The organism is Candidatus Dormiibacterota bacterium (assembly GCA_035532035.1).
Lineage (GTDB): Bacteria > Vulcanimicrobiota > Vulcanimicrobiia > Vulcanimicrobiales > Vulcanimicrobiaceae > Tyrphobacter.
In genome coordinates this window covers 1-25,716 of sequence record DATKRS010000025.1, presented here as the reverse complement: position 1 = coordinate 25,716, position 25,716 = coordinate 1, and the positions used below count along the sequence as shown (strand labels likewise).

32 protein-coding genes, 2 tRNA genes and 1 riboswitch are annotated in these 25,716 nt (G+C 66.2%); of the genes, 11 read left to right on the top strand and 23 right to left on the bottom strand.

Features of this window, described 5'->3' with window-relative positions; genetic code table 11:
* Positions 1 to 10: 10 nt before the first annotated feature.
* The 6 genes from VMV82_08150 to VMV82_08125 form a co-directional block, all read right to left on the bottom strand.
* Positions 11 to 81: transfer RNA gene (locus tag VMV82_08150), tRNA-Gln, on the bottom strand.
* A gap of 937 nt (positions 82 to 1,018) precedes the next feature.
* Positions 1,019 to 1,612, bottom strand: coding sequence for a C40 family peptidase (locus tag VMV82_08145; protein HUY41521.1), 594 nt, complete (start codon positions 1,610 to 1,612; stop codon positions 1,019 to 1,021).
* A gap of 4 nt (positions 1,613 to 1,616) precedes the next feature.
* Positions 1,617 to 1,789: riboswitch (cyclic di-AMP (ydaO/yuaA leader) on the bottom strand.
* A 10-nt stretch (positions 1,790 to 1,799) separates the two neighbouring features.
* Positions 1,800 to 3,155, bottom strand: coding sequence for a phosphoglucosamine mutase (gene glmM, locus VMV82_08140; protein ID HUY41520.1), 1,356 nt, complete (start codon positions 3,153 to 3,155; stop codon positions 1,800 to 1,802).
* Entirely contained in the window at positions 3,152 to 3,820 is a 669-nt protein-coding gene (locus VMV82_08135) for a hypothetical protein (GenBank protein HUY41519.1), read from the bottom strand. The genes glmM and VMV82_08135 overlap by 4 nt, the downstream gene beginning before the upstream one ends.
* Positions 3,789 to 4,673 (bottom strand): diadenylate cyclase CdaA, encoded by an 885-nt coding sequence (gene cdaA, locus VMV82_08130; protein HUY41518.1) that lies wholly within the window; start codon positions 4,671 to 4,673, stop codon positions 3,789 to 3,791. Before cdaA ends, VMV82_08135 begins: the two co-directional genes overlap by 32 nt.
* The gene (locus tag VMV82_08125) at positions 4,667 to 5,011 is read right to left on the bottom strand and encodes a hypothetical protein (protein ID HUY41517.1); all 345 of its coding nucleotides are present in this window, start codon (positions 5,009 to 5,011) and stop codon (positions 4,667 to 4,669) included. The genes cdaA and VMV82_08125 overlap by 7 nt, the downstream gene beginning before the upstream one ends.
* A gap of 54 nt (positions 5,012 to 5,065) precedes the next feature.
* Here VMV82_08125 and rsgA point away from each other — a divergent pair, with 54 nt between their 5' ends.
* Positions 5,066 to 5,971, top strand: a complete 906-nt coding sequence (rsgA, locus tag VMV82_08120) for a ribosome small subunit-dependent GTPase A (protein HUY41516.1) — start codon at positions 5,066 to 5,068, stop codon at positions 5,969 to 5,971.
* Positions 5,971 to 6,285, top strand: coding sequence for a 30S ribosomal protein S20 (gene rpsT / locus VMV82_08115; GenBank protein HUY41515.1), 315 nt, complete (start codon positions 5,971 to 5,973; stop codon positions 6,283 to 6,285). Before rsgA ends, rpsT begins: the two co-directional genes overlap by 1 nt.
* A gap of 30 nt (positions 6,286 to 6,315) precedes the next feature.
* Here the strand turns inward: rpsT and priA are convergent, their stop codons facing one another.
* The 6 genes from priA to VMV82_08085 all read right to left on the bottom strand — a co-directional run bounded on the left by priA (position 6,316) and on the right by VMV82_08085 (position 12,824).
* Positions 6,316 to 8,697 (bottom strand): primosomal protein N', encoded by a 2,382-nt coding sequence (priA, locus tag VMV82_08110; protein HUY41514.1) that lies wholly within the window; start codon positions 8,695 to 8,697, stop codon positions 6,316 to 6,318.
* A 13-nt stretch (positions 8,698 to 8,710) separates the two neighbouring features.
* Positions 8,711 to 9,772, bottom strand: coding sequence for a 3-dehydroquinate synthase family protein (locus tag VMV82_08105; GenBank protein HUY41513.1), 1,062 nt, complete (start codon positions 9,770 to 9,772; stop codon positions 8,711 to 8,713).
* Positions 9,769 to 10,299: a shikimate kinase gene (locus VMV82_08100; protein ID HUY41512.1), complete on the bottom strand. Its 531-nt coding sequence runs from the start codon at positions 10,297 to 10,299 to the stop codon at positions 9,769 to 9,771. Before VMV82_08100 ends, VMV82_08105 begins: the two co-directional genes overlap by 4 nt.
* A gap of 7 nt (positions 10,300 to 10,306) precedes the next feature.
* Positions 10,307 to 11,467: a chorismate synthase gene (gene aroC, locus VMV82_08095; protein ID HUY41511.1), complete on the bottom strand. Its 1,161-nt coding sequence runs from the start codon at positions 11,465 to 11,467 to the stop codon at positions 10,307 to 10,309.
* Positions 11,468 to 11,661: 194 nt separating this feature from the next.
* Positions 11,662 to 12,351 (bottom strand): HD domain-containing protein, encoded by a 690-nt coding sequence (locus tag VMV82_08090; protein ID HUY41510.1) that lies wholly within the window; start codon positions 12,349 to 12,351, stop codon positions 11,662 to 11,664.
* The gene (locus VMV82_08085) at positions 12,348 to 12,824 is read right to left on the bottom strand and encodes a hypothetical protein (GenBank protein ID HUY41509.1); all 477 of its coding nucleotides are present in this window, start codon (positions 12,822 to 12,824) and stop codon (positions 12,348 to 12,350) included. Before VMV82_08085 ends, VMV82_08090 begins: the two co-directional genes overlap by 4 nt.
* Before the next feature lie 29 nt (positions 12,825 to 12,853).
* On the opposite strand from VMV82_08085, the gene VMV82_08080 reads away from it, so the two are divergent.
* Both VMV82_08080 and VMV82_08075 read left to right on the top strand, forming a co-directional pair.
* Complete coding sequence (locus VMV82_08080) at positions 12,854 to 13,768, top strand: divergent polysaccharide deacetylase family protein (GenBank protein HUY41508.1); 915 nt, start codon at positions 12,854 to 12,856, stop codon at positions 13,766 to 13,768.
* Positions 13,769 to 13,822: 54 nt separating this feature from the next.
* Positions 13,823 to 14,341, top strand: coding sequence for a DoxX family protein (locus tag VMV82_08075; protein ID HUY41507.1), 519 nt, complete (start codon positions 13,823 to 13,825; stop codon positions 14,339 to 14,341).
* Here the strand turns inward: VMV82_08075 and VMV82_08070 are convergent.
* Positions 14,295 to 14,810: a hypothetical protein gene (locus VMV82_08070; GenBank protein HUY41506.1), complete on the bottom strand. Its 516-nt coding sequence runs from the start codon at positions 14,808 to 14,810 to the stop codon at positions 14,295 to 14,297. The two genes, VMV82_08075 and VMV82_08070, sit on opposite strands and share 47 nt — an antisense overlap.
* Before the next feature lie 23 nt (positions 14,811 to 14,833).
* Between VMV82_08070 and VMV82_08065 the strand changes: the two genes are divergently transcribed.
* From VMV82_08065 to VMV82_08055, 3 genes are read left to right on the top strand one after another with little or no spacing between them, the layout of a single operon-like run.
* Positions 14,834 to 15,631, top strand: a complete 798-nt coding sequence (locus VMV82_08065) for a YihY/virulence factor BrkB family protein (GenBank protein ID HUY41505.1) — start codon at positions 14,834 to 14,836, stop codon at positions 15,629 to 15,631.
* Positions 15,628 to 16,305, top strand: a complete 678-nt coding sequence (locus VMV82_08060; protein ID HUY41504.1) for an alpha/beta fold hydrolase — start codon at positions 15,628 to 15,630, stop codon at positions 16,303 to 16,305. The genes VMV82_08065 and VMV82_08060 overlap by 4 nt, the downstream gene beginning before the upstream one ends.
* Before the next feature lie 25 nt (positions 16,306 to 16,330).
* Positions 16,331 to 17,344 carry a hypothetical protein gene (locus VMV82_08055; protein HUY41503.1) on the top strand — a complete coding sequence of 338 codons (1,014 nt, stop codon included), beginning with the start codon at positions 16,331 to 16,333 and terminating at the stop codon, positions 17,342 to 17,344.
* Positions 17,345 to 17,349: 5 nt separating this feature from the next.
* Here the strand turns inward: VMV82_08055 and rimM are convergent, their stop codons facing one another.
* The 10 genes from rimM to VMV82_08005 are packed head-to-tail and all read right to left on the bottom strand — an operon-like array spanning position 17,350 to position 23,610.
* Positions 17,350 to 17,952, bottom strand: coding sequence for a ribosome maturation factor RimM (gene rimM, locus VMV82_08050; protein HUY41502.1), 603 nt, complete (start codon positions 17,950 to 17,952; stop codon positions 17,350 to 17,352).
* Positions 17,837 to 18,331: a KH domain-containing protein gene (locus VMV82_08045; protein ID HUY41501.1), complete on the bottom strand. Its 495-nt coding sequence runs from the start codon at positions 18,329 to 18,331 to the stop codon at positions 17,837 to 17,839. Before VMV82_08045 ends, rimM begins: the two co-directional genes overlap by 116 nt.
* Before the next feature lie 6 nt (positions 18,332 to 18,337).
* Positions 18,338 to 18,631: a 30S ribosomal protein S16 gene (gene rpsP / locus VMV82_08040; GenBank protein ID HUY41500.1), complete on the bottom strand. Its 294-nt coding sequence runs from the start codon at positions 18,629 to 18,631 to the stop codon at positions 18,338 to 18,340.
* A 27-nt stretch (positions 18,632 to 18,658) separates the two neighbouring features.
* Positions 18,659 to 19,993, bottom strand: coding sequence for a signal recognition particle protein (gene ffh / locus VMV82_08035; GenBank protein ID HUY41499.1), 1,335 nt, complete (start codon positions 19,991 to 19,993; stop codon positions 18,659 to 18,661).
* A 23-nt stretch (positions 19,994 to 20,016) separates the two neighbouring features.
* Complete coding sequence (locus VMV82_08030) at positions 20,017 to 20,259, bottom strand: acyl carrier protein (GenBank protein ID HUY41498.1); 243 nt, start codon at positions 20,257 to 20,259, stop codon at positions 20,017 to 20,019.
* 10 nt (positions 20,260 to 20,269) lie between these two features.
* Positions 20,270 to 21,016 carry a 3-oxoacyl-ACP reductase FabG gene (fabG, locus tag VMV82_08025; GenBank protein ID HUY41497.1) on the bottom strand — a complete coding sequence of 249 codons (747 nt, stop codon included), beginning with the start codon at positions 21,014 to 21,016 and terminating at the stop codon, positions 20,270 to 20,272.
* The gene (fabD, locus tag VMV82_08020; GenBank protein HUY41496.1) at positions 21,013 to 21,957 is read right to left on the bottom strand and encodes an ACP S-malonyltransferase; all 945 of its coding nucleotides are present in this window, start codon (positions 21,955 to 21,957) and stop codon (positions 21,013 to 21,015) included. The genes fabG and fabD overlap by 4 nt, the downstream gene beginning before the upstream one ends.
* On the bottom strand, positions 21,954 to 22,952 hold the full coding sequence (locus VMV82_08015) for a beta-ketoacyl-ACP synthase III (protein ID HUY41495.1): 999 nt from the start codon (positions 22,950 to 22,952) through the stop codon (positions 21,954 to 21,956). Before VMV82_08015 ends, fabD begins: the two co-directional genes overlap by 4 nt.
* 30 nt (positions 22,953 to 22,982) lie before the next feature.
* Positions 22,983 to 23,180 (bottom strand): 50S ribosomal protein L32, encoded by a 198-nt coding sequence (rpmF, locus tag VMV82_08010; protein HUY41494.1) that lies wholly within the window; start codon positions 23,178 to 23,180, stop codon positions 22,983 to 22,985.
* 16 nt (positions 23,181 to 23,196) lie between these two features.
* On the bottom strand, positions 23,197 to 23,610 hold the full coding sequence (locus tag VMV82_08005) for a DUF177 domain-containing protein (GenBank protein ID HUY41493.1): 414 nt from the start codon (positions 23,608 to 23,610) through the stop codon (positions 23,197 to 23,199).
* 66 nt (positions 23,611 to 23,676) lie between these two features.
* On the opposite strand from VMV82_08005, the gene VMV82_08000 reads away from it, so the two are divergent.
* The 4 genes from VMV82_08000 (at position 23,677) to VMV82_07985 (ending at position 25,003) form a co-directional block, all read left to right on the top strand.
* A complete protein-coding gene (locus VMV82_08000; protein ID HUY41492.1) occupies positions 23,677 to 24,291 on the top strand; it encodes a transglycosylase SLT domain-containing protein in 615 nt (204 codons plus the stop codon).
* 11 nt (positions 24,292 to 24,302) lie between these two features.
* Positions 24,303 to 24,620, top strand: coding sequence for a hypothetical protein (locus VMV82_07995; protein HUY41491.1), 318 nt, complete (start codon positions 24,303 to 24,305; stop codon positions 24,618 to 24,620).
* Between the two features lie 35 nt (positions 24,621 to 24,655).
* On the top strand, positions 24,656 to 24,856 hold the full coding sequence (locus VMV82_07990) for a hypothetical protein (protein HUY41490.1): 201 nt from the start codon (positions 24,656 to 24,658) through the stop codon (positions 24,854 to 24,856).
* Positions 24,857 to 24,926: 70 nt separating this feature from the next.
* Positions 24,927 to 25,003, top strand: a tRNA-Ile gene (locus VMV82_07985).
* Positions 25,004 to 25,716 lie beyond the last annotated feature (713 nt).

The following is a 25,716-nucleotide window of genomic DNA, read 5'->3' as shown; positions in this document are numbered from 1 at the left end:
GAGCGACGCTCTGGGGTGGCTGGATTCGAACCAACGATGGCGGAGTCAAAGTCCGCTGCCTTGCCGCTTGGCTACACCCCATCGTGTAGCTGGCCGCCTTATTTTATGCGAGCATGCGCCTACCCTCGGAGACAGACGACGCCAAGCCGAGGATTGCCTGTCCGCGAGCCCCGCTCAGGGCCTACCCGTAGCGGTGAGCGCTGGCGGCTACCGTCAAGGCGTCGATACCGCCGTGGAACGCGGCGTGCGCTATGGCGTGTGCTATATTATAGGCATCGCGGCCAATAACGATCGGGCGCGCCGCCTAAATGGATACGGTGTTCATTGTATCGATTAGGGCTGTTTCATAACGCAGCGGCTCATACTGCTCCTCACCGCTTCGCCACGAGTAGCTTCAGCCGCCACGTTCTCGCAAAAGGAGAACCATTTGATGGCCAAATTGACAACCTGTAAGAAACTACTTCCCATGCTGGTGGCTGCCGCAATGTACGTATCCCTCTCTCCCAGTATCGGTAGTGCGCACGTTGGCGCATCCAGCCCAACCAACAGCGTCGCTGCTGCGAACAGCTTCACCTGTCTGGAATTTGTAACGTGGAGGGCAATGCCTGGTTCGGCGACCGGCACGGTGCCCATTGCGCCAACAACGGGAACCGTAAGTACTCCCAGTGGAGGGCAAACGGTCAGCGGTGCCACGATCACGCTTGCTGCAACTGCGTGTCATCACGACGCCGGCAACGCTTTCCATGCATCGGCGTGGTCAAATCCAAATCGCGTCTGTGCGACTCGGGGCGGACAAACGGTTACCGTATGGGCAATTGACCGCTTCCTACAGATCCCGCTGACCCCCCAGCGCTACAATAGAGTCGCGGGGTATACCGTTCACTGCATCGGCACGGCCGGAAGCGTCACCCCGGCTACCTTCATGGGCGGCATTCTACCGTTTTGAAGGTCACCTAGATCCGTCGAAAGCAGATCCCGAGTCGTCAAAATCGGGCGGCTCGGGGCTGCTGGATTCTGTCTAACGACGAATCAGATTTCTCGCGCCGAGATAGCGGTTCTCCCAGTACGGCTGCGAGAGGCTGCTCACCATTACCCCATGAGAGCTCGCGTGCACGAAGCGCCCGTGACCGAGGTAGATTCCGACGTGCGACGGTCCGGGCAAGTACGTCTGGAAGAAGACGAGATCGCCGGGACGCAGCTTGCGAACGTGCGCGCCTGCGTAATACTGCGCATCTGCAGTACGCGGGAGATGAATCCCGAGCATCGCAAAGACGTGCTGGACGTACCCCGAACAATCGAAGCCGGCTCTACTCGTGCCGCCAAAGACATATGGGACGCCCAGGAAACGCAAGGCGCTGCGGGTGAGCCGCTGCGCGAGCAAGGACGTGCGCGCGAGAACGCGCCGGGTGAAGCGGCCGATGGCCGCGGCATGGTGGACGTGCTTCACGATGACGGCCCGCGCCATCCATTGGCCCAGGTCCGGGCTCGTGCGCTCCGCGCTAACCCGCCTCCTGGACGCGTGCTGCACATGGGGTGCGCCGATTGCGGCCTGTCCGATACCGACAGAACCCGCAAAGAACATCAGCGCCCAGGCTGCGAACGCAAAACGCAACAGCAACTCCTCTTTCTCTACACTTGCGAGGTTAGTTGACGGGTTCGGACGAGAAAGATCGCCCTAGGACCATCCTTCGACTCAGGCGCTCGCGCCTGGCTTGGGACTTGGGTCCATTCACCCCAGATGGGAATCCCCCGCTCCGAAGCGGTGCTTCGGATTCAGTGATCTTCAGTTGTCTGCGCGCCTAGGTTACCTCCAGCCGCCCGATCTCCTCCCTCAGGGCCGCTGCGACCCCAGCCGCGGCCTCCTCGACGGTGGCCAGGTCGTCTCCCTCGGCCATAATCCGGATCAAAGGCTCGGTTCCGGACGGCCGGATCAGCAGACGGCCGCAGCCGGCCAGGGCCGCCTCCGCCTGCGAGATCGCCTCCATCACCGGGGCCGATGAAAGCGCTTCGCGATTGCGCGCCGGGACGTTCACGAGCACTTGGGGCGCAACGACGACCTCTTCTGTGAGCTCGTGTAGCGTACGACCCGCGGTGGCGACCGCCCCCAAGAGCAAGACCGCGGTCATCGGTCCGTCCCCTGTCGTGTTGCGCAGCAGATCGATGACGTGTCCCGATTGCTCGCCTCCTAGCACGTAACCGCCCGCGCGCATCGCAGCGAGCACGTAACGATCGCCCACCGGTGCTCGCATCAGCCCTATGCCGTGCGCCGCGAGTGCGCGTTCCGCGCCGATGTTCGTCATGACCGTCCCGACGATGGCGTCGCCTGCGAGCGACCCACGTCGTTGGAGCAGGCAGCCAAGGGCGAAGAGCACGTGGTCGCCGGTGACCACTGCGCCGGTTTCGTCGACGAAGAGCGCGCGATCCGCGTCGCCGTCGAATGCCACGCCGACGACTCGCTCGCCACGATCGCGCAGGCTTCGCACGCGCTCCAACAACGGGCGAAGATCGGTTGCGCCGCAGCCGACGTTGATGCGCGCGCCGTCGTTCTCGCAGTTCAGCTCGACTACCGTCGCTCCGAGCTTGCGTAGAACATAGGGTGCAATCGCGTACGCGGCTCCGAAGGCACCGTCCACGACAACGTGCATCCCGTCGAGCGTCGCTGCGTCCTCCTCGAGCTGGTGATAATAGTGGCGGACGAGGTTCTGCGCGAGCCGCGCCGTTCCGACCCCGGTGCCGACGGGGCGAGGCAGGTCCGCTGACTCGATCAGCGCCTCGATCTCTTCTTCTATCGGATCGGGCAGCTTGAAGCCGTCGCTGCCGAAGAACTTGATACCGTTGTCAGCGATCGGATTGTGTGACGCGCTGATCATGACGCCCGCTGCTGCATTCTCGCGTACGGTTACACAGGCGACCGCCGGAGTCGGCACGATCCCTACCGCCACGACGTCGCGCCCGACCGACGTGATTCCAGCCACGATCGCAGCCTCGAGCATCGTTCCGGAGAGGCGCGTATCCCGTCCGACGATGACCGGCCGATGCCGCTCGCTGCTGTGTGCGAGCACCGTGGCGCCCGCCCGGCCGACGCGAAATGCGAGCTCCGGCGTCAAGTCGGCGTTCGCCACGCCGCGAATGCCGTCGGTGCCGAAAAGCGTCACCGCTCGCCTTGCGCGGCGATGAACGTGACGCGGACGCGCACGAGATCCGGCGCGACCTGCAGTTGTTCGACCTCGTGGCCGGAGCCGTCGACCGGAACCGGCCGTACCATTTCGTCGAACGATCGCTCCGACGATGGTAACGGGATGTTGACGCGCACTTCGACCACCTGCGAGAGCGTGCCGCTCGTTCCGTTGACGACGACGCTCTGCGGGCTCAGCGCGGCGCTTCCGCTCACGACGACGCCCTCTTGGCGTGGACCGGAGTAGTGGACGACGACCGGAATCGTCCGCTGCGCGATCTTCTCGAGCGTGAGCGTCACCGAGGCCGGGCTCAGACTCTGGATGGCGACATCGGGGGCAACGAGCTCGACGGGAACGTTATAGACTCCGGCTCCCCGCCCCGCAAGATCGAGCACGGCTTTCACGTCGGCCGGCTTCACGGGCGCGACGCCGCGCTTCGGCGCGATCGTCACGGTAGCGGTACTCTCCGTGTAGTGCGCGACGAAACCAACGGGAACGTTCACCGTCGTGATTGGAACCGAGAGCTGTTGATTGAAGTGCGCCGCGACGACGGGATTGTTCGCGAAGCGGATGTAGGCCCAGCCGACGACCGCCAGCGTCACGGAGAGGAGTTTAAGTGTGAAGTTCTTGCGGATGATCTGCATGTGACTTCTCTCGGCGAACTTGCGGGAAGAGCCGGCTTCGCAGCTGCGTGACGAAATCGCCGGGCGCGCGCCGCTCGCGCGGCCCGCGCGTGACGGCGAGGAGCATTCGCAGCAAGCGTTGCTCGTCCTCGATCGGCCTGGTCAGCTTCCCGCCCCGCGAAATCGTCACGGCGCCGCTCTCCTCGGAGACGACGATCACGACAGCGTCGGTTTGCTCCGTTAGCCCTAAAGCGGCGCGATGGCGCGTTCCCAACCGCCGTCCTCCGGTACGAAGCTCCGCGAGCGGCAAGAAGCACGCTGCCGCCTCTACGACCGACCCGCGAACGATGACCGCTCCGTCGTGTAACGGCGAGCGCGCGTTGAAGATCGCGAGAAGCAGCTCGACGGAGAGGCGCGCGTCGAGCAACGTGCCGCTCTCCGTAAAATCCTTCAGGCCGCTCTGCTGCTCGATGACGATGAGCGCCCCGAGGCGACTGCGCGAGAGCAGGATCGCCGCGTCCGCGAGCATGGCCATCGCGGGATCTTGCGAGCGCCGCGCTTCGGACGCATCCTCTCCCATGCGAAAGACGCCGCCGCGGCCTAACTGCTCGAGCGCTCGCCGCAGCTCGGGCTGGAAGATGATCGGCAGAGACACGACGCCGACCGCCACGAGCAACTGGAGAATGGTGCCCATCAAATAGAGATGAAAGACGTTCGCCAAGCCTAAGAGCCCCAGCAGCACGAGGACGCCCGTCAGAATCTGTACGGCACGCGTTCCCCGGATGAGCAACAGCACGTAGTAGATGAGGACGCTCGTCGCGAGCACGTCGACGAGGTCGGTGATGCCGACGTTCGAAAGAAAACTGCTCAGCATAGCCCGGCCTTCGCGAGCAGCCTCTCCAAGATGCGGTCGGCCGTAATCTCCGGCCCGTGCAGCTCGGCCGCGGCAATCGCCGCCAGACGCTGCTCGGAGAGCGGTGCGAGCAGCTCGGCCCGCCGTCCGGAGCCGTACCTCAGGAGCTCGGCATCGATGACCCCCATCACGAGCCGCACGGCGCTGCGCTCCGGATCCCACTCCACGACGATGCTGTCCTCCGCTCGCCGCACCGAGAGGACTCCGTCGGGAGCACCGGGCCCGGCCAACGCTCGCTCAAGGGCCGGCAAGGCTTGCGGCACCGAGGGGAAAACTGCAAGGACGATGGGCTCGATCATTCGAGTTTCTGCTTCTACTCCCGTTGCTTTGTTAGGCGTTTGCAGCCGCCGCTCTTGCGCGTAGACGAACTTCGCCGCAGCCTCGTCGTGTCCACCGGGCGAAACTCCGCATGGGTCGCACTGGACGAAGAACGCGTTGCGCGAATGGCGCAGCTGCGCAGGATGCGCGGCCGCCGCTCGATGCCGGTCCCAGGGGACGTCGCCTTCGTTCGATTGCTCGAGGACGGCAGCACGGTCGTCGAACGCATCGAGCCGCGCAGCTCTGCGCTGACGCGTCGCACGGTCGCCGGCCGCTCCAAGACCATTGCGGCGAACGTCGACACCCTGGTTGCCGTCGCCGCGCTTGCCCAGCCGTCACCCCGTGCGCCCGTTCTCGACCGCCTAGTCGCCTTCGCCGAACTAGAGGGCATCGCGGCCGTCATGGTCCTCACCAAGCCGGATCTCGCCGCCCCGGAGCGCACGGCGCACTGGCGGCAGCTCTATGCGAAGCTGGGCTATGCGACAGCGGTCGTCGACCCTAAGCATGGAACGCACGTGGAGGAGCTGCGCGCACTCCTGTGCGCGCGCGCTTCGTTGCTCTGCGGAGTCTCCGGCGTAGGCAAGAGCAGCATCTTCCGCGCGCTCGGCGGAGAGGCGGTCGTCGGCGATCTCTCCCGGCACGGCATCGGACGGCAGACCACCACCTCCGCGCGTCTCTGCCGCTTCGAGCACGGCTTCCTTATAGATAGCCCGGGCATCGCCGAGTTTGGTCTGGGTGCGATCGCTCCGCGTGAGCTCGCGAGTGCATTCGTCGAGATGCCTCCTTTTGCCGAGCACTGCCGCTTCACGGACTGCACGCATCTCACGGAGCCTGGCTGCGCCGTTCGCGCCGCGGTCGCGAGCGGCGAGATCGATGCCGGGCGGTACGCGAGCTACCTGCAAATCTTGCGTGCCCCGAGCGGCCATGCTATGGTCCAGTAATGCCCAACATCAAGGCCGCGCAAAAATGGATGCGTCAGACCGAGAAACGCAGCACTCAAAACAAGGAGGCGAAGACGCGCCTCAAGACGCTCTTCAAGAGCGCCACCGCGCATCAAGCCGATGCGGCAACCGTCGAGGCCGCGTATGACAAAGCGGCCGGCAAGGGAATCATTCATCCGAACAAGGCGGCCCGCAAGAAATCCCGTCTCGCAAAGGCCCTGAAAAAGACCGCCGGAGCGCCCGTGGCCAAGAAGGCGCCGAAGTCGCGCGCCACGCCCGCACGCAAGACGACGAGCAGGAAGAAGAAAACCTAGGGGGCCTCTTCCCAACCGCCGCAGGCGCGCTCACGGATCGACGTTGATCGCGAGACGCGTCGTGCGGTCTGCCGTGGCAAGCGGCAGGACGCGCCGGCGGATCTCTTGGCGTAGCGCGCCGAGCTTGCGCGTGCGCAGTGAGATCCGAAAGCGCCATTCGTCGTTCAGACGCGCGATCGGATATGGGGCGGGACCGAGAACGTCGGCTGTTCCGGTCGCCACCAGTTCCCGCGCGTAACGCACCGCCGCGCCTTGTGCGCGTGTGCGGCTGCGCCCGATCACGCCCAGGTACACCAAACGCGTCGCAGGCGGATAGCCGAGCGCGCGTCGTTCCTCAAGCTCTAGCTCCGCGAAACCCTCGTAGTCGTGCAGGGCCGCAAACCGGATCGCGGGATGCTGCGGCGCGTAGGTCTGGACGATTGCGACTCCCGGTCGCGCCCGCCCGCTGCGTCCGCAGGCCTGCATGACGAGCGCGAAGGTACGCTCGGAGGCGCGGAAGTCGGGGACGTGCAATCCGACGTCGGCCGCGACGACCCCCGTCAGCGTTACCGATGGAAAGTCTAAACCCTTGGCGACCATCTGCGTTCCGACGAGAACGTCGCCGTCCTCGGAAAAGGCGCGCAAGATCCGCGCGTGGTCGCCGACGCGCGTCGTCGTATCGGAGTCCATGCGAAGCACGCTCGCGGCGGGAAAGAGCCGCCGCACCTCTTCCGCAACGCGCTCGGTCCCAACGCCCAGCTCTTTGACGTTCTCCCCACCGCAGTGACTGCAGCGCCGCGGTATCATCTCTCGATGATCGCAGTAATGACAGCGCAGCAATCCCTCGCCGCGGTGCACGGCGAGCGCAACGCTGCAGCGCGGGCACTCCGGGACCGTGCCGCAGTCCCGACAGAGCAAGAACCGCGCGCTGCCTCGGCGATTGACGAAGAGCACGCTCTTCTCGCGGCGCTCGATTCGCTCGGCCAGCTCCTGCGTGAGCGCTGCCGAAAAGATCCCACGGTTCCCTTGCGCAAACTCGCGCGAGAGATCGACCACCCGCACGTCGGGTAGCGGGCCGCCGGACGCGCGCTCGTGCATCTCGATCAGGCCGATGCGCCCGGCGCGCGCGGCAGCGTACGATTCGAGGGACGGCGTCGCACTTCCCAGCAGCAAAACGCCGCTTGCGATGCGCATGCGTTCCCGCGCAACGGCCACGGCATGATAGCGCGGCACTACGTCTTGCTTGTATGTGGTCTCGTGCGCCTCGTCGACGACGATAAGACGAACGTCCGCGAGCGGAGCGAAGACGGCGCTTCGCGCGCCGACCACGACGTCTACGGCGCTGCGCGCACATGCCTGCCAGGCGGCGACGCGCTCTGCATCGGAGAGCGCCGAATGCAGCACCGCAACGCGCTCCCCGAAGACGGCTTCGAAGCGCGCCGCCGTCTGCGGCGTTAGGGAGATTTCTGGCACTAGCACGATCGCGCGTCCGCCGCCGCGCACGACGCGAGCGATCGCCTCCAAGTACACCAGCGTCTTACCGCTCGCGGTCACGCCGTGCAGCAGCAGCTGCTCGAACGTGCCGGCGCGTAGAGCCGCGCCGACGCACTCCAAGGCGGAGCGCTGCTCCTGGGTCGGCTCCTCCATCGGAGCTGGAACTCCGCCCGAAGCGCGCGGTACGATGCGGTGCTCTTCGCGAATAGCACCGGAGCGCAGCGCGCGCGCGACGACCGCGCTCGAGAATCCGGCCAACAGAGCATCCGCTCGCGGCATCCCCGCACGAGCGGACACCGCCTCACGCAACGCCCGTGCCTTCTTCCCTCGTGCCTCGCGCTCGCCGGGAAACAGCACGCGCTCGCGATACTCATGCGTGCGGGCCGGCGCCATGCTCCGTTCGCGGCGGAGATCGCCGCTGCGTACGAGCACACCCAGGTATCGAAGCAGCGACGCGCGATCGCCGATGCGGCGAGCCTCCGGGTGCCGCAGCACACGCTCGAGCGGCATCGCCTGCTCGAAGTCCTCCCAGAGCAGCGTGAGAAGCCTGCGCGGTACCGATGGATAGCGCTCCGGGTCCGGCTGCGCTGCGACGCGAACGACGCGCTCGACGAGACGCGGCAACGCTTCGGCACGTACGATCGCGCTGAGCGCCTCCCCGAGCGTGCACACGTAGGCGTCTGCCACGAAGCGCGCAAGCTGCAACCCCGCGTCATCGAACGCGCGCGGTGCATCGAGCCGCTCGGCCACCGGCTTCACGTCGTGCGTGACCGCGCCCTCGTACGGGGCGCGCACGATGTAGGCGAGAACCTCTCGCCGCCCAAGCGGCACGCGAACGAGATCCCCGACGCGTAACGTCAGTTCTCGTGCGTCGTACGTCAACGGAAGATCGAAACGCGAGGAGCGAATCGCCGCCAATGCGTCGACCAAGCGCGCCACGCTTAGGGCTTTCCTAGCCCCGGTCGGCGGGCGCACGACGCATGAGCGCGAGCACCTCGAGCACCGCGGAGCGCGGAGCTTCACAATCGTAGAGCACGTCGCCGATCCTGCGTGGAAGCACGAACTGCTGGCGGCGGCCACGGCGCTTCTTGTCCGACGCCATCGCCGCCATTACGGCGCGCGGTTCGACGCTCGTACGCAGCGGCATCTCGAGCAGCGCCAGCAGCGCGAGCACGCGAAGATGATCGCGTTGCGAGAAGCGCGTCACACGCTGCGCGAGCAGGCCTGCGGCGCGCAGCCCTAGCGCCACCGCTGCGCCGTGCGTGATGCGATACCCGCTCGCACGCTCGTAGGCATGCCCGAAGGTGTGTCCCAAATTCAAGAGCGCGCGCTCGCCCTCTTCGCGCGGATCGCGCTCGACGATTGCGGCTTTCACGTCGACCGCGGCCGCGACGAGCTCGAGCCATGGCCAGCGCGAAAACGGGTGCGCGGCGAGGACCTCGAGGGACTCGAAGAGATCGCCTCCCACGATGATGCCGGCCTTCACGACCTCCGCGAGCCCCTCGCGCACGCAGCGATACGGCAAGGTCCGCAACGCGTCGACGTGTGCGAACACGCCGGCCGGATTGCGAAACGCCCCGGCCAGGTTCTTTCCGGTGGCAAGATCGACGCCCGTCTTACCGCCGATCGCGGCGTCTACCATCGCCACCAGCGAGGTTGCCACGTGGAGGTACGGCGTGCCACGAGCGTAGAGCGCACTCGCGAGGCCGAAGAGATCCGCGGCAACGCCGCCGCCAACGCCGACGACGACGGTCGAGCGTTCTGCGCCTGCGCGCGCGAGTGCGTCGAGCACTACTTCCAGTGTCGCGAACGTTTTACGTCGCTCGCCCAGGCGAACCGGAATCCCGGCGCTCGCCCCGCTCGCAAGCCTCTTCGCGAGCGACGCGACCGCAGGCTGCGCATCGTAGAGCACGACGAACCGTCCACCGCGCGCGCGTATCGCCTCACGCAGACTCGCGCGCACGTCGTGCGCTATGACGATAGGGTATCCAAGACGTTCGTTCTGCACGTTCACGATGCGACGCCGATCGCATGAAGATGCTCGTAGATAGCGTCGAGAATCGCCGATTGCGTCAACCCCTTGCACGCGATAGCCAGCTCCGCCTCGCGATAGAGCGGCGCGCGCTCTCGCAGCAGCGCTGCAACCACCGCTCGCGTGGGTGCCGGTCCGAGCATCGGGCGCAGCGTCTTCGATCTCCTGACCCGCTCGTAGATCCGCTCCGGCTCGACGTCGAGAAAGACGCGGTAGGCATGGCATTCGAGCAGGCGGCGTGTCGGGGCGTGGGTCGGCGCTCCTCCGCCGAGCGCCACTATCGACGGGCTAGAACTTCTCAACGCTCGTTCGACGGCATCGCGTTCGTAGGCGCGAAACGCCTGCTCCCCCTCGAGGTCGAAAATGCGCGCGATCGGCCCGTGAAGCCGAACGACCTCCGCATCGGTGTCGCAAAACGGCCGTTTCAGCCGCGCCGCCAGACGCTTGCCTATGGTGGACTTCCCCGACGCCATGAAACCCATCAGCGCGATGTGGCGCCTGCTCTCCACCGTACGATTACGAGAACAAATCGCGAGCCGCGGCCACGGAGCGGCGCAGGTTGTCGAGCGTCTCCGCAAGCGAGTCGCCACCGAACTTCTCGAGCACCGGTCCGGTGAGCGCGAGGCGTACCATCGCTTCCCCGACGATCGCAGCAGCCGGAACGACGCAGACGTCACTACGCACGATCGTCGCGGGAGCAGCGCTGCCCGAGTGGAGATTCACCGACGGCGCAGCCTTCATGAGCGTCGGGATCGGCTTGACCGATACGCGCGCAACGATCGGCTCACCGTTCGACATGCCGCCTTCGATGCCGCCCGCGCGATTGCTCGGCCGCACGACCTTGCCGTACGCGCCGCCGGACGGCTCGAGCGCAAAGAGATCGTGCGCTTGCGAGCCGGGAAGGCGTGCCACGTCGCCACCCGCGCCGATCTCGACGGCCTTGACCGTCTGCATGCCCATCAATGCTCCCGCGAGCACGCCGTCGAGGCGCTGGTTCGGTTGGCGATTGCTTCCGATACCTGCGGGGACGCCGTCGACGCGTACCACGAAGCTGCCGCCGAGCGTGTCACCGCCGGCTTTTGCTTGATCGATCGCCGCAATCATTGCGCGCTCGGTTTCGAGATGCGGGCAGCGCACGTCGCTGCGCTCGACCTCATCCTGTTCCCACTCGTCGAGCTCGGGCGCGGCGACCGGCCCGATGCGGCTGACGTAGCTGCGCGTCGTCATGCCGAGCTCCTCGAGCAGCTGCGCGCAAATGGCGCCTAGGCAGACGCGCATCGCCGTTTCGCGCGCGGACGCGCGCTCGAGCACGTTGCGCAAGTCGCGTTGCCGGTACTTGAGCGCGCCGGCATAGTCGGCGTGCCCGGGACGCGGATTCGTCAGAGGCGGTCCAGAGCCCGTCAGCGGATCCATCAACGCGCGGTTGTTCTCGAAATCGCGATTCCGCACGATTACCGCAACCGGGGAACCCAGCGTCTCCCCGCCCCGTACGCCGGCCAGGAACTCCACGCGGTCGCTCTCGATCTTCATGCGAGCTCCACGCCCGTATCCGCCTTGGCGGCGCGCGAGGGTCGCATCGACGCGTTCCGCGTCGATGCGCACGTGCGCCGGCAGCCCGTCGAGAATGCCGACGAGCGCCGGACCGTGCGATTCCCCGGCCGTCAAGTAGCGGAACATCTTCGCGCGGACATTCGCCGCGCGGAGCTGGCGTGCCTCGGGTGCAAGCACGGCATGACTTGCGCAACGTTGAAAGGGCAACGCGTCGCGAGCTTCGCCGCAGATGCCGTAAGCCCGACGATATTCCGGCGTTCAAGCACGCGACGAGCTCTTCGAAACCGCGGGCCGGCACGTCGGCGCCGCGCACTGACGCGCTAGATCGCCTTTCCGGCGCGCGTCTCGGTCGCGATCGCGGCGAGAAACGCGTGAAGCTCCGCCGCTCGTTGCGCGCCGATGCGGCGAGCCGCTCGCGTGATGAGGCGCGGCGGAATCTCCCGCAGGAGCGTGCGGAGCGTTCGCAGCGCTGGTGCGAATGATGCGGACTTCGCTCCCATCAGCGCGATCATGCGCGCCGCACCCACGTCCCCGAGGAAGTCGAGCGAGTCGGCGTCGTGCAGCACGATCGCGGTCGGATCGGTGCCAGGGTTCGCATAGTACATGTGCCCGCGCTCCGCTTCCTGAACCGCGGCGATCTTGCGCATCGGGAACCCCACCGCGCGAAGAAGCGCTGGGCTCTGCTGCGCCGCGCAGGCACCGTGCTCGAGATGCGTGTCGGCGCACGGCATGAATGCTGCCATGTCGTGAAGGAACGCTGCCGCGAAGAGCACGTCGGTGTCGACGCGTAGCCCGTCGGCTCGCGCGAGGTCCATCGCGAGGCGGTAGTTGCGCTCGGAGTGCTGCCAGCCCCAGGCGGGATGGACGAACTTCGCACGCGCAAGCTCGTAGACGCGCACCTTCCACGCGGCATCGAGTGGGATACCGGTGGCCGTCACCGCGGGGACCGGCGGCGTGCTCGGTGCGACCAGCAGCAACGTCAGCAGGAGTGCTGCCGGGCGCGCGTTCACGAGTACGGCACCGGTACGCGCTCGTAGCGCGACAGATACCACGCGACCGGAATGCCGAAGAACACGACGTGGGCTACGGCCTGGATTCCGATGTCGTGCCAAGTCGTCGGTAGCGGAGCGAGCCCGCGCGCGTACACCACCACGTCCATCACGCCGTTCGCGGCCAGGCCGAAGATCGTTCCCCCGAGCAACGGGCGCCCCAAAAGGCCGCTCATCTGCGCGGCGTACGCATAGATGATTGCGGCGACGACCGCGATTGCGAAATGAATCCCGATTCCGGCCCATGCGTAGTTCGTCGTCGTGAACGCAGTCCGCCCGAGGATGCCCGAAGCTATTACTTGATACGTCGTCGGATAGCGCGCCAGCCCGATCGCGAAGAGAAACGCGCCGAAGATGAGTCCGCCGAGAGTTCCTGCGACGAATCCGCCGGCCACGAACGAACGCGCCGCGGGGTGCGTGATGTAGCGGGCCATGTAGGGCTTTTATGTCGAAGTCATAGCGAATGAACCCTTCCGGTCGCCGGACCCTATGGCCGGTTGCGGTGCTGATCGTTGTCCTGGGCGCCGCATTTGCCTGGTGGATCTTGCATCCGGTGACACGACACCAGCGGCAGCCGGTCGCGCGCGTCGTCGCCTCCGCTACACCGTCTCCGGCGGTTACCGGCGCGGCGGCATTCCCGCCGAGCACCGTAACGCCGTCCGCCGCCCCCGCGGCGTCGGGCGCCGAACTCGCCATCGTGATCGACGATTGCGGGCAATGGCTGCAGATGGAGCGCGCCTTCATCGCACTTCCGGTTCCGTTGACGTTGGCCGTGCTGCCCGACGTCCCGTACACGCACCTCATCGCCGGCGAAGCCGCTGCGGCCGGCAAGGGCGTGATGCTGCATCTGCCGATGGAGACGATCTCCGGGCTCAATCCCGGTCCCGGGAAGGTGACGACCGAGATGAGCGATGCGCAGATCGTGGCCCAGGTCGGCGCCGATCTCGCGGACGTACCGCTAGCAGAAGGGGTGAACAATCACGAGGGAAGCAAGGCGACTGCCGATCCCCGCGTCATGCGCGACGTGGCGGCCGCCCTGAAGAAGCACGGCAACCTCTTCTTCGTCGACTCGCTGACGATCGGCGATTCAGTAGCGGCGGCCCGGACGCGCGATGCCGGAATCCCGACGGCAACGCGCGACGTCTTCCTCGACGACCGCGCCGACGTCGCCTACATCGAGTCCCAGCTGCTCTCCGCCGCGAGCATCGCCAGGGAACGCGGAAGTGCGATTGCGATCGGACACCCGCGCCCGACGACGCTTGCGGCGATCCGGGCGCTCATACCCCGGCTCCAGGCCGAAGGGATCCGCTTCGTTCTCGTGCGCCGTCTGGTTGCCTCGGGCTCGCAACCGACCTCCGAAAGCTCGGGTCGCAAATAGGGTAAGCTGCACGGAAGCCCGGGCAGCGTGTCTTTTCGGAAAAGGAGCAACGGCATGCTTGTCAGCGTCAGCGTCGGGATATTGATCGCCCGGCTACTCGTCGGAGGGAGCCTCGCAGCGCACGGCGCGCAGAAACTCTTCGGCTGGTTCGGCGGTCACGGCCCCACCGGGACCGGCGCATTCTTCGAACAACTCGGCTTTCGTCCGGGCACGCTCTTTGCCGTGGCGGCAGGCTTAGGCGAGTTCGTCGGCGGGATCCTCACGCTGCTCGGGCTCCTCGGCGCTACGGGACCCGCGCTCATCGTCCTCGTGATGCTGGTGGCGATCTTCACCGTGCACATTTCGAAGGGCTTCTTCGCCGCCAACGGCGGCTGGGAGCTTCCCGCGATGAACGTCGCCGCGGTGCTCGGGATCGCTTTTGCAACCAACGGGATCTACTCGCTCGACGCCGTCCTCGGCGTGCATTTCCTGACGAACCCGGCTCACGTCTGGATGGCGCTCGTCGCGGCAATCGTTCTCGCGCTCCTCAGTATCGTCGCGCGCCGGCCTGCGGCCGCACCGAGCAGCAGCTAGGATACGGCAGCGGCGTCCTGCGCGGCATCGCAGGGCCATGCCACACGGGGCGCGGCGTCGGAATCGGCGCCGGAGTGAAAACGACGTGGGGCGCGACCTGTGCGGCGAATGGATCGAACGGCACCGGCGTCGCGACCGACGCCGTCTGCGGGGTACGCACGTCGACCGCGCGCGCCTTCGAATCGTACCGCACGGACTCGCCGAGGGCGCGCAGGATCGGGGCGATCGCGACGTACTGCCGGTCCAGCGCATCCGGCGTGACGCTGCGTAAAGCCACGCGCGCGTAGCGCGCGCCGCGATCGATCACGAGCGTTCCGGCTCTGTATTCGAGCCTATCCGCAATACGCGTGACGTAGGGTGCTAACGGCGCATACGTGCGGCCCGCTGCGACGTATGCTCGGGCATATGCCGCTACCGGCCGCCCGTCCAACAGCACCGTAACCGCCACGGCGAGTGGGAGTATCGGCATCCTACGGCGATACTTCATCGCGAATGGAGCGACTCTTTCCGGCGCTTCGGGATGCATGGCGCGGGTTTCAACGTGACAACTGCGGCTTTCTTGCCCAGGCTCTCGCGTTCAACGCGATCTTTGCGCTCTTCCCCCTCGCCGTGCTCGTTCTCGCCGCGGTCTCGCTCGTGATCCCAGACGCTGAGCGCCGAGCGCTGCTCCTTCTCGGTACGCTCGCGCCGCCGCTGCGCGACTTCATCGAGGTCAACCTGCGGACGTACATCTATGGCCGCGGCGTATCGAGCGCGATCGCGCTGTTGATCCTGCTCTGGTCCGGCAAGAATCTCTTTATGGGCGTGACGGTCGCTCTCGACCGCGCGCTCGGCGTCCCGATCGGCCGCCCGTTCTTCAACCACCTCGCGCTTTCGCTCGTGATGCTTCCGCTCTCAGGCGTGCTGCTCGTCATCGCGGTAGGGCTGCCGGTGCTGCTCGAGCTCTTCATGCGGTTCGCTCGCGTCAGCGACGCGGCGCATCTCACCCACATCGGCGCCTACGTCGTTTCCATACTCCTCGTCTTCACGGTCTCGCTGATCTTTTACGCGGTACTGCCGAACCGCAAGGCCTCGCTTCGCTTCGCGCTTCCGGGCGCGTTCTTCGTGGGTGCGACCTGGCCGCTCGCGCAATACGCCTTCGCGCAATACACTCTGCACGTCAACTTCCTGCGCATCTATGGCGTCCTATCGGCGCCTCTCGCGCTGCTCTTGTGGTTCTACGTCATCGGCACGATCTTTCTCTACGGGGCGCAGCTCTGCGGCGTCTACGCGAAGAGCGAGCAGCGGTGACGCTCGTCTTCGTCCACGGCGCCGGCTGCACGCGCGACGTCTTCATGCATCAGACCGGTGCCTTTCCCGGCAGCATCGCGCTCGAGCTTCCCGGCGAGGAGGCAGGCCTCGAGCGTGTCGAGGATTTCGCCGCAGCAGTCGCCGATGCAGTACGCGACGCCGGTATCCGCAACGCGGTTCTCTGTGGGAGCTCGATGGGCGGCGCAATTGCGCTGGAGCTTGCACTGCAGCGCAACGCCCGCGTGCGAGCGCTCGTGCTCCTTGGCTCCGGAGCGAGGCTGCGCGTCGCACCGGCCATTCTCGAGGCGCTCGAGGCGGATTTCCCATCGGCGTCGCGCGACTTCGCGCGACGCCTTTTCGCCGAGCCGGCACCCGGCCTCGTGGAAACGGCGGTACGCATGCTCGAGCGCAGAGGGCAGCGGCAGACGCTTGCGGACCTTCGCGCCTGCGACGCCTTCGACCGCGTCGAGCGGCTCGGCGAGATTCGGCTTCCCGTCCTGGCGCTGAACGGCAGCCTCGATACGCTCACACCTCCAAAATACGCTCTTCTGCTCGGCGACCGGATTTCTGGCGCCAAAGTCGAAACCGTAGAGCACGCCGGGCATCTTGCCATGCTCGAACGCCCGCGCGAGACGAACGCCGCTCTGCAGGCGTTCCTCGATAGCCTCGCCTGAGATAGGGAAGGGACAACCTCTGCGGATGCGCCGGATCTTTATCGTCTATGCCTTCTGCTGCGGAGTCGCCCTGCTCGCGGCGGCGCCTCGCTCGCCGGTTCCACCCACGCCGACCCCCAGGCCGAGCGCGACCGTCAATCTCAATCTCTCCTCACTGAACCCGACCGTGCTCATCTACCCGTTCGATACCGCCGGAGGGCTCGATGCGAAGGTTGGAACGCAGGTCGCGACGATCTTCTCGCGTGAGTTCACGACTGCGGGGAACGTCAATATTCTGCCGGTTCCCAGCGGCATCCAGCGCGCCGCTCTGCTCACGAACGCACGCGCACGCAAGGCCGACTACTACATTACCGGGTACGTTACGCCGATCGGCGACAGCATATCGGTCGTCGTCCAAGTCGTGAGCGTCCAGAGCGGCGTCATCGTGTTTGCGCAGACGGCTCAGGTGTACGGCGTGAACGACGCGCGCTCCATCGCGCTCGCCTGCCACGATGCCGTCCTCCAGCTCTCGGGAACCAACGTCAGCGTCACGACCGCCGAGTCGGCGACGGCGGCGCCATCAACTGCACCGACCAACGGAGCGCAGTTCAGCCTCGGTCATCTCTTCGCGCACCACGGACGCACCGCGGCGCCGGTCACACCCATGCCGTCCGCAAAGCCATCGCGTGGCGTCATCATCATCGCGGTCCATAGCCAGAGCGCGCTTCCGGCATCGGAGCTCTCCCACGCGACCACTCTGCTCGAGCACGACCTCGCCGCGCACTTCGCCGTACGTAACGGCGGCGCCGCGCCCACAAATCTGCACACGGCCGCCGACTCCATCTGCGGCGCGGATCGCGACAACACGATCGCAACGGGGACGCTAGTCCTTCAGCGTATCGGCGGCTTGCGGCCCCACACGAAGAGCATCTTCACGCTCCAGGTGTGGACGTGCTTCGGCGACGTGCTCTATCAGACGACCGCGAGCGACTTCGACATCGCTAAGGCCGTCGCGAGCGCCGTGTCCGATTACGTCACGACCCATCCGAGCAACGGCTGACGAACTCAGTCTTCCAGAAGCCCACTCGGCGGGTCGACGGTGATACTGCGGCCCGCTAGATCGATTCCGCGTACGATCGCGCTCACCATCGGAACCATACGTCCGCCGACCACGAGCATGTCGCTCGCGGGGAAGTGTTCGACGCGCTCCACCGTTCCGTACGATCGGCCTCTCACGTCGACCACCGCGCATCCGACGAGATCTGCGTCCAGAAACTCCCCACATGCAAGTGGAACCGACTCGCGCGGCGCGTACAGCGTCGCGCCGGCGAACTTTTGCGCCTTCGTCCGGTCGGCGACGCCCTCGAGAAGCACGAGCAGCCTCCCGGCATGTTCGCGCACGGCGCCCAGACGCACCGTCCCTTCGCCGTCGCGCACCTCATAGCGAAAAGTCGCACCCGGCACGAACAGCGAGCGCGCCGCCTGCGTGGGATCGCATTTCAGCTCGCCCGCGATGCCGAAGCATCCCGCGATCCTTCCGACGGGGATCTCCTCAGCCGTCGGTCGCCAGCGGCTGCGCCGCCTCCTCGCTGTCGATGATGTCGACCGCGACGCGGCTCTCAGCGCTCGCGCGTACGAGCGTGCGCAGTGCCTGCGCCACGCGTCCATTGCGACCGATCACCCTTCCAAGGTCTTCCGGATCGACAACGAGCTCGATGACCGGCTCGCCGCTCTCGTCCGTGAACAACTCGACGTTCACGCCGTCCGCCTTGCTGACGAGGCGCTTCGCAAGGAATCCGAGCAGCTCGCTCGCACGCCGCGTCGACGCCCACGGATCCGCAGAAACCTTGCGCGGTTGTTCGCGCCGCTCGCGCTCGTCTCTGCGCCGCGGTCTCGGCTGACGCTCGCGACGCTGCGCCCCTTCCTCGAGCTCCACGTCGTCGATGATCGTCTCACTGGAAGCGATCTTACGGGCGGGTAACTGCGAGCGTCGCTCGAGCTCCGTCTCCTCTCCGAAGAGGCCGAACTCGTCATCGAATGCGCTCATGCTTGCCTACCTCGCCTTGCCGACTTTGGGTGCGCGCTTCGTTGCGCGCAAAGGTGCGCGCTCGCAGATGCCGCGCTCGGCGAGCAAACGGCGAACCGTCGGCGTCGGCTGTGCGCCCTTCGCGAGCCACTCCTTTGCTTTGCCTTCATCGACGACGAGCGTCTTCGGCTCGGTGCGCGGATTATAGTGTCCGAGAATCTCGATGAACCGCCCGTCGCGCGGCGAGTGTGAATCCGCAACGACGAAGCGGTACGTCGGTTGCTTCTTCGCTCCCATGCGGCGTAATCGTATCTTGACCATCTTTTCCTTTACTTCTGCAACTCTGGTTTACCGTCCCAGGAATGCGCCCGGCACGCGCCCGCGACGCTGGCCGCCCAGCTGCTTCATCATCTTGCGCGTGTCGTCAAACTGGCGGATCAGCCGGTTCACGTCCGAGACCTGCGTACCCGACCCGAATGCGATGCGTTTGCGCCGCGAGCCGTCGAGCACCTCCGGATCGCGGCGCTCGCGCCGCGTCATCGAGCAGATGATCGCCTCGACCTTGGACAGCTCCCCCTCCGGGACGGTAAAATCTTTCGGAAGGTTGCGGGACATGCCGGGGATCATCTTCACGAGCTCTGCCACGGAGCCCATCTTTCTAATCTGGCGCAGCTGCTCGAGAAAGTCGTCGAGCGTGAACGCATTGCGCAACAGCTTCTGCTCGAGCTTCTTCGCCTGCTCCTCCGAGTAGAGCGCCTGCGTGCGCTCGATGAGCGTCATGACGTCTCCCATGCCGAGGATTCGCGAAGCCATGCGATCGGCATGGAATGGCTCGAGCGCCGATACGCGCTCGCCGACGCCGACGAACTTGATCGGTGCACCCGTCGCCTCGAAGATCGAGAGCGCAGCGCCTCCGCGCGTGTCGCCGTCGAGCTTCGTCAGGACGACGCCCGTGATGCCGAGACGTTCGTGGAACGCCTTCGCAATGCTCGTCGCTTCTTGGCCCGTCATCGCGTCGGCGACGAGCAGCACCTCGACTGGTTTTGAAACATCCTTGATGCGCTCGAGCTCCTGCATCAGCGCGTCGTCGATCTGCAGCCGCCCGGCCGTGTCGACGATCACCGTCGAGAGTCCCAGCCTTACTGCCTCGGCGACGCCGCGGCGCACGATCTCGACCGGATCGCTCCCCGCGGCCTCGAATACTGGAAGGTCGATTTGTTTACCGAGCATCTGGAGCTGCTCGACCGCGGCAGGGCGGTAGACGTCCGCCGCAATCAGCAAGGAACGTCGCCCCTGTTCCTTCAGACGCAGGGCGAGTTTTGCGGTCTGCGTCGTCTTGCCCGAGCCTTGCAGCCCGACGAGCAGAATCACGGACGGCGGCGCGTCTGCGAAGTGCAAGCGCGCTTGCGACGCGTCTGCCGGTCCGAGCAGCGCGACGAGTTCGTCGTGCACGACCCGGAGGATCGTCTGCTGCGGCGTGAGCGACGCGAGCACGTCGGATCCGAGCGCCTTTTCCTTGACGCGGGCAGCGAACGCCCGCGCCGCCGAAAGCGATACGTCGGCTTCGAGCAACGCAACGCGAACCTCGCGCAGCGCCTCGTTCAGCTCAGCTTCCGTGACCTTTCCTCGCCCGGTCAGGCGCGAGAAAATCGCGCCGAGGCGGTCGCTCAGCTGATCAAACACGATCGGAAGCCCGCCGTTCGCTCTTACGCGTTCGCAGTGCTTTCGTCGATTCGTTTCACCGCGTCGCCGACGGTCTTGATCTTCTCCGCTTCTTCGTCGGGGATGTCGATGTTGAACTCGGTCTCGAACGCCATCACCAACTCGACCTGGTCGAGCGAATCGGCGCCCAGGTCGTCGGTGATCGACGCCTCGGGAGTAACCTCCGCCTCGTCCACGCCGAGCTGCTCGACGATGATCTTCTTCACTTTTTCGAACGTGGTAGCCATAGCTCTCCCTTCACATCACGACCCCGCCGTCGACGACGATGGTCTGGCCGGTTATGTACCCTGCGGCGCTCGAACAGAGGAACGCCACGACGCCGCTGACGTCCTCCGGGGTTCCGGGGCGCCCGAGGGCGGCCTGCTTGACGAGCATCTCTCTTGCGGCTTCGGGCATCTTCTCGGTCATCGCCGTCTCGATCAGACCGGGCGCGACGGCGTTGACTCTTATATTCCTCGAACCCAACTCCTTTGCAGCCGACTTGCACAGGCCGATCAGCCCGGCTTTGGTCGCAGCATACGCCGCCTGGCCTGCGTTTCCGGTCAACCCCACGATGCTCGAGACCAGCACGATCGACCCGCTCCGCTGTTTCATCATCGGCTTGGCCACCGCTCCGCACAGATAAAACGCCGATTTCAGATTCGCGTCGATCAGCCGGTCGAGGACGTCGTCCTTCAGCCGAAGCAGCAGCGCGTCGGCCGATTGCCCCGCGTTCGCCACGGCCGCGTCGACGCGCCCGTAACGCTGCACGGTCTCTTCGACGGCGCTCTCGATCGCATCGCGATGCGTCACGTCCGCGATCACGACATGTGCGCTCGCGCCGACGCGCGCCGCAGCGCAAAAGCCCGCCGTCTCTTCGAGCGCCGCTCGATCGCGCCCGACGAGCGCGACGTCCGCGCCGGCCTTCGCGAGCTCGACCGCGATCGCACGTCCGATACCGCGGCTCGCCCCGGTGATGAGCGCCGCTTGACCGGCAAACCTCATACGGCCGTGCCTTGCGCGCACGCGTCGCGGAGCGCCAGGACGCCGTGCATGTCGCTCACCGCGAGCGTCCGCGGCGCATCCGGCAGTCGCCGCATCATCCCCGTGAGCACCGGACTCGCCCCGAACTCCACGACCATGTCGAGCCCGTAGCGGAGCAAGGCCTCTGACGTTTCGTGCCACCGCACCTCGTCGGTGACCGAGCGCACGAGGTTGATCTTGATCGTTTCGACATCGCGGTACGCCCGGCCGTCGACGTTCGAGATCACGTCGAAGCGCGGCAACGATACCGGCATCGCCGCGACTGCCGCCGCGAATCGCGCCACCGCGGGACGCATCAGCTCCGAATGCCATGCGCCGGAGACGTTCAGGGGAACCACGCGTTTGGCACCCGATTCGAGCAACGCATCACCCGCCACGCGAAGCGCTTCGAGGTCCCCGCTCAGAACGATCTGCGTGGGTGAGTTGAAGTTTGCGAGCTGCAGAACCGCACCGCGCTCGTCGTGGACGCGCTTCACGATCGGGCGCACGCGCTCGGCCTCGAGCCCCAGGACCGCAGACATTCCGCCCGCGCTGCGCTGCGCTGCCTCGTGCATCGCGCGCGCGCGTTCGTCGACGACGTGCACGGCGTCCTCGAACGCGATTGCCCCGGCAACGACCAAACTGCAGAACTCCGCAAACGAGTGCCCGGCGCTCACGATTGCCGCAACGCCGGACGCGGCGAAAAGCGCGACGTTGGTCGTGAAGATCGCCGGCTGACTGTACTGCGTCTCGCGCAGAGTCTCTTCGGGCCCCTCCCGCACGAGCGCGAGCAGGTCGTAACCCAGGACGCGCGCAGCACGCTCGAAGAGCTCGCGTGCGGCGGGGACGTGCGTCGCAACGTCGACGCCCATCCCGACGCCTTGCGATCCCTGACCGGGAAAGACGGCCGCGATGCGCTTCACGCATGCTCCTGCTGTGGCCCAACCGCGCTCCAGCGCCAGACGACCGCGCCCCACGAGAGGCCGGCACCGAAGCCGACAAACAGCACCACGTCGCCGTCGCGCAGGCGCCCCTCGTCGACCGCCTCGGCGAGCGCCATAGGGATGGACGCGGACGACGTGTTCCCGTACTCCTGTATGTTGATGAGCACGCGCTCGCGCGGCAGCTCGAGATACTTTACCGCTGCGTCGATGATACGGCGATTCGCTTGATGCGGGATCAGGAAGCTGATGTCGTGCCGGGTGAGTCCCGCGCGGCCGAGCGCGATGTCGGTTGCGCCAATCATGCTGGTGACGGCGAACTTAAAGACCTCCCGGCCTTCCATTTGAATGTATTGGAGACCGGCATCGATGGCTGCATGGTCGACGGGGTGGCGCGAGCCGCCCGCTTCCTGGAAGAGGGTGGACGGCGTCGTTCCGTCCGCACCGAGCTCCGCCGCGAGAAAGCAGTCGCGCTCCGATGCTTCCAGGACGACCGCGCCCGCACCGTCGCCGAAGAGAATAGCCGTCGAGCGATCCTGCTTGTTCGTGATCTTCGAAAGCGTCTCGGCTCCGACGAGCAGCACGCGACGGTAGATGCCCGAGCGCACGAGTCCTGCCGCGACCGTGAGCCCGTAGATGAAGCCGCTGCACGCGATCGAGAGGTCAAAGGCGGCTTTCCCGACGGCGCCGAGTTTCGCAGCCATGATGCACGCCGTGGCGGGAAAGAGATAGTCGGGCGTGGCGGTTGCGACGATGAAGCAATCGATCTCGTCGGCGCGCACCCCTGCTTGCGCGAGTGCGCCGCGCGCGGCCGCGATCGCGAGGTCACTCGTCGCTTCGTTCTCCGATGCCCAGTGACGCCGCTTCATGCCGGTGCGAACGGTAATCCATTCGTCCGATGTGTCGAGCCAACGCTCGAAGTCTTCGTTGGTGACGATTCGCTCGGGCGCATACCGTGCGGCGCCCGCAATTCTCACTCCACGAAGGGCCAATGCGCGGCTTCCGCGTTACGCGCCGGCGTGTTCGTCGCCGACGTCGACGACGTGCCGGCCGTTGTACGTACCGCAGCTCTCACACGCGAAATGCGGACGCTTCGGCTGCTTGCACTGGGGGCACTGCACCGTCGTTACCGGTTGCAGTTTCCAGTTTGCCGCCCGGCGGCTGCGCGTCTTGCTGCGCGGGGTCTTCCATTTTAGATTTGCCACGATACTCTCATCCCTTTTAAAACTCTGCTGGCCCCTCGTGCCGCGGACACCGTACTCCCATCGGCAGGGCACTCAATACTACCTGCTGCGCGAGGTCGGCAACGTCGAAATGGCTTCCCACCAGCACGTTGCCTTCGCCGAACGGATCCGCATCGCGTCCCGCCTGCGAATCGAAATGCTCGTCCACGTCCACGTGGACGTCGAAGCCGATCGGATCGAGACAAACGTCGCACTCGCCGCTCGCGCGAGCGTCGACCGAGCCTTCGACCTCGAGCCACCCGTTGGTCGAGCGCAATCGCAGCCGCACCGACGCCGGCTGTTCGAAGACCACGCCTTCGAAGCTCTCGATCGGCGCCTCGTCTTCGATCTCGACGGTGTTGCGACTGCCCGCGAGCAGCGCACTGACGTCGACCCTGTGCCCTCGAACCAAACTCGCACATTTTAGGCCTCCCCCCTCCTCTTGTCAAACGCGCGTCCTTGCGTGAAGAGCCGGGCGATGAGCTCGATTGCAGCGACCTCCCTCTCCCAGCACGGTGTCGCCTATGCCGGGGCCATAGCCCAGGCTGCCCGCGAGCACGGCCTCGCCCCAGCCTTGCTCGCTGCCGTAGCCGCCCAAGAGACCGGCGGCCCAGGCAGCAACGCCGGGCACAACATCGTCGGCGACGGCGGCCACGGGCACGGCGTCTTTCAGATCGACGACCGCTATCACGCCTTTGCGCGCAGCGCCGCGGCAATGGACCCTGCGCAGAATGCCGAGTACGCCGCCACGATGCTCTCTGGACTGATCCACAGGTACGGCAGCGTTCACCGCGCGCTCAGCGCGTACAACGCCGGCGACCCGGAGGCGACCGGCAGCGTCACGGACTGGGCCGACGGCCGGCGTCTCGGCTACGCAGACTCCGTTCTCCGTCACGAGGCGTTGATCGGTGGCAGCGCACCCGAATCGACAGGCAGCCTGGCGTCCCAGGCCCAGACGGTCGCGCCGTCGGCGCTCGCCCTAATGCCATTTTCGCCGGCGCTCCCGCCCGCGGCACACTTGCGCGCGTTTCGTGACGCGGCGTTCTTCGATGCCGGCGACGGCGATGCTGACGACGACCTCAGCACCACGTAAAGGAGCAAAGCATGTCATTCTTACTTCCCTTGGCGCTCGGCGCGGGCAGCTCGCTGCTCGGTGGACTCTTCAGCAGCGCGTCGTCCGCGGCGCAGAACGGCGCCATGAACGCCATCAACACGCAGGACCAGAACTTCCAGCTCGGGCTCTACGCATCGCAAATGGCCAACCAAGAGCAGCTCTCACTGCAGTCGACGATGTTCGATCAAATGATGGACGAGCGCTCGGAGAACATGCGCGAGATCAACACGCTGCGCAACGTGGATATGGCAGAGCGTAAGGCCGACGACGAGATCACGAAGAAGTTCATCCAGACGATCACGCAATGACGCCGGCACTCTATCCCATCAGATGGCGCTGCTCCGTGACGCGCGGCGCAGCGCCACCCTCCCCGGCACAGGACCCGGATGCGCAAGCCGCCGTCGCAGCGCAGCATGCGGCCTTCGACGAACGGCAGGCCGAGCACGCCGAGTTGCTGCGCGAGCTGGATGCGTTAGAGACGTTGATGCTCGCACAGCTCAAGAACGAAGACGAGATCATGAAAAAGTGGATCGCCTTGATTTGAGCCCATTCGACATGCACGAAAGCGCCGCCGCGAGGAGCGCGGGCGGCGGGCGCGAAGCGTGGGGGCTCTCGGGCCGTTAGCTCAGCTGGTTAGAGCGCATGCTTGATAAGCATGAGGTCCCAAGTTCGAACCTTGGATGGCCCACCAGGAACCCCGTAATGGCGGGGGTTTTTGTTGATCGGCGCTGAGCGCAAATCGCCAGGCACCGATCGAAGCACGTCACCGACAGCCTCTCTGGCAACCGAGCGGCTTGAAACAGGCTGGGCTGATCGTCCGGTCCCTTCCCGCTCTTGGCACGGCGATCGTTCCAACCTGATCCGTCGATGCGCTGACGGATCCGGCCCCGTGGGAAGAGACGCTTACGTTGCGCGTGACACTGCTCACATCGAATCGTCATGATTCCGTGGGGGACATTGACGCGAGTTCGTGTGCGGTTGCAAGGTAGAAGCATGGTCCTCACCACCTCTGCAGCGAGTCCACTCCATGCGTCGGTCTCCGAGCGCGCAAAACGGCTCTGCGCCCGGCCGCGCATCGACGGGGCCCCTTGTCGCGGGCTCGTGCGCTACGCCTGCACGCGGGACACCTGCAGCTTGCTGCTCTGCGGGATGCACGTCGTGCGCGAGCCGCTGCGCTGCCCGGTCTGCGCGGCCCCGGCAACGGTGCTGCGACCGCTCAAGCTGCGCCCGGCTAGGGACCGAGTCGCCTGACGCGAGGGGCCGGGAAAGGCGCCCGGTCAGGGCCCTTGCGCGTCCCTCCTCGGCCCCGACTTTGCACGCTCGCGCTGCGGCACCCCGCCCGGTGACCGCCGCTGCCGCGCGATGTGGTGCGGCGCGGCGTGCTACGGCCGCACCGTCACCGAC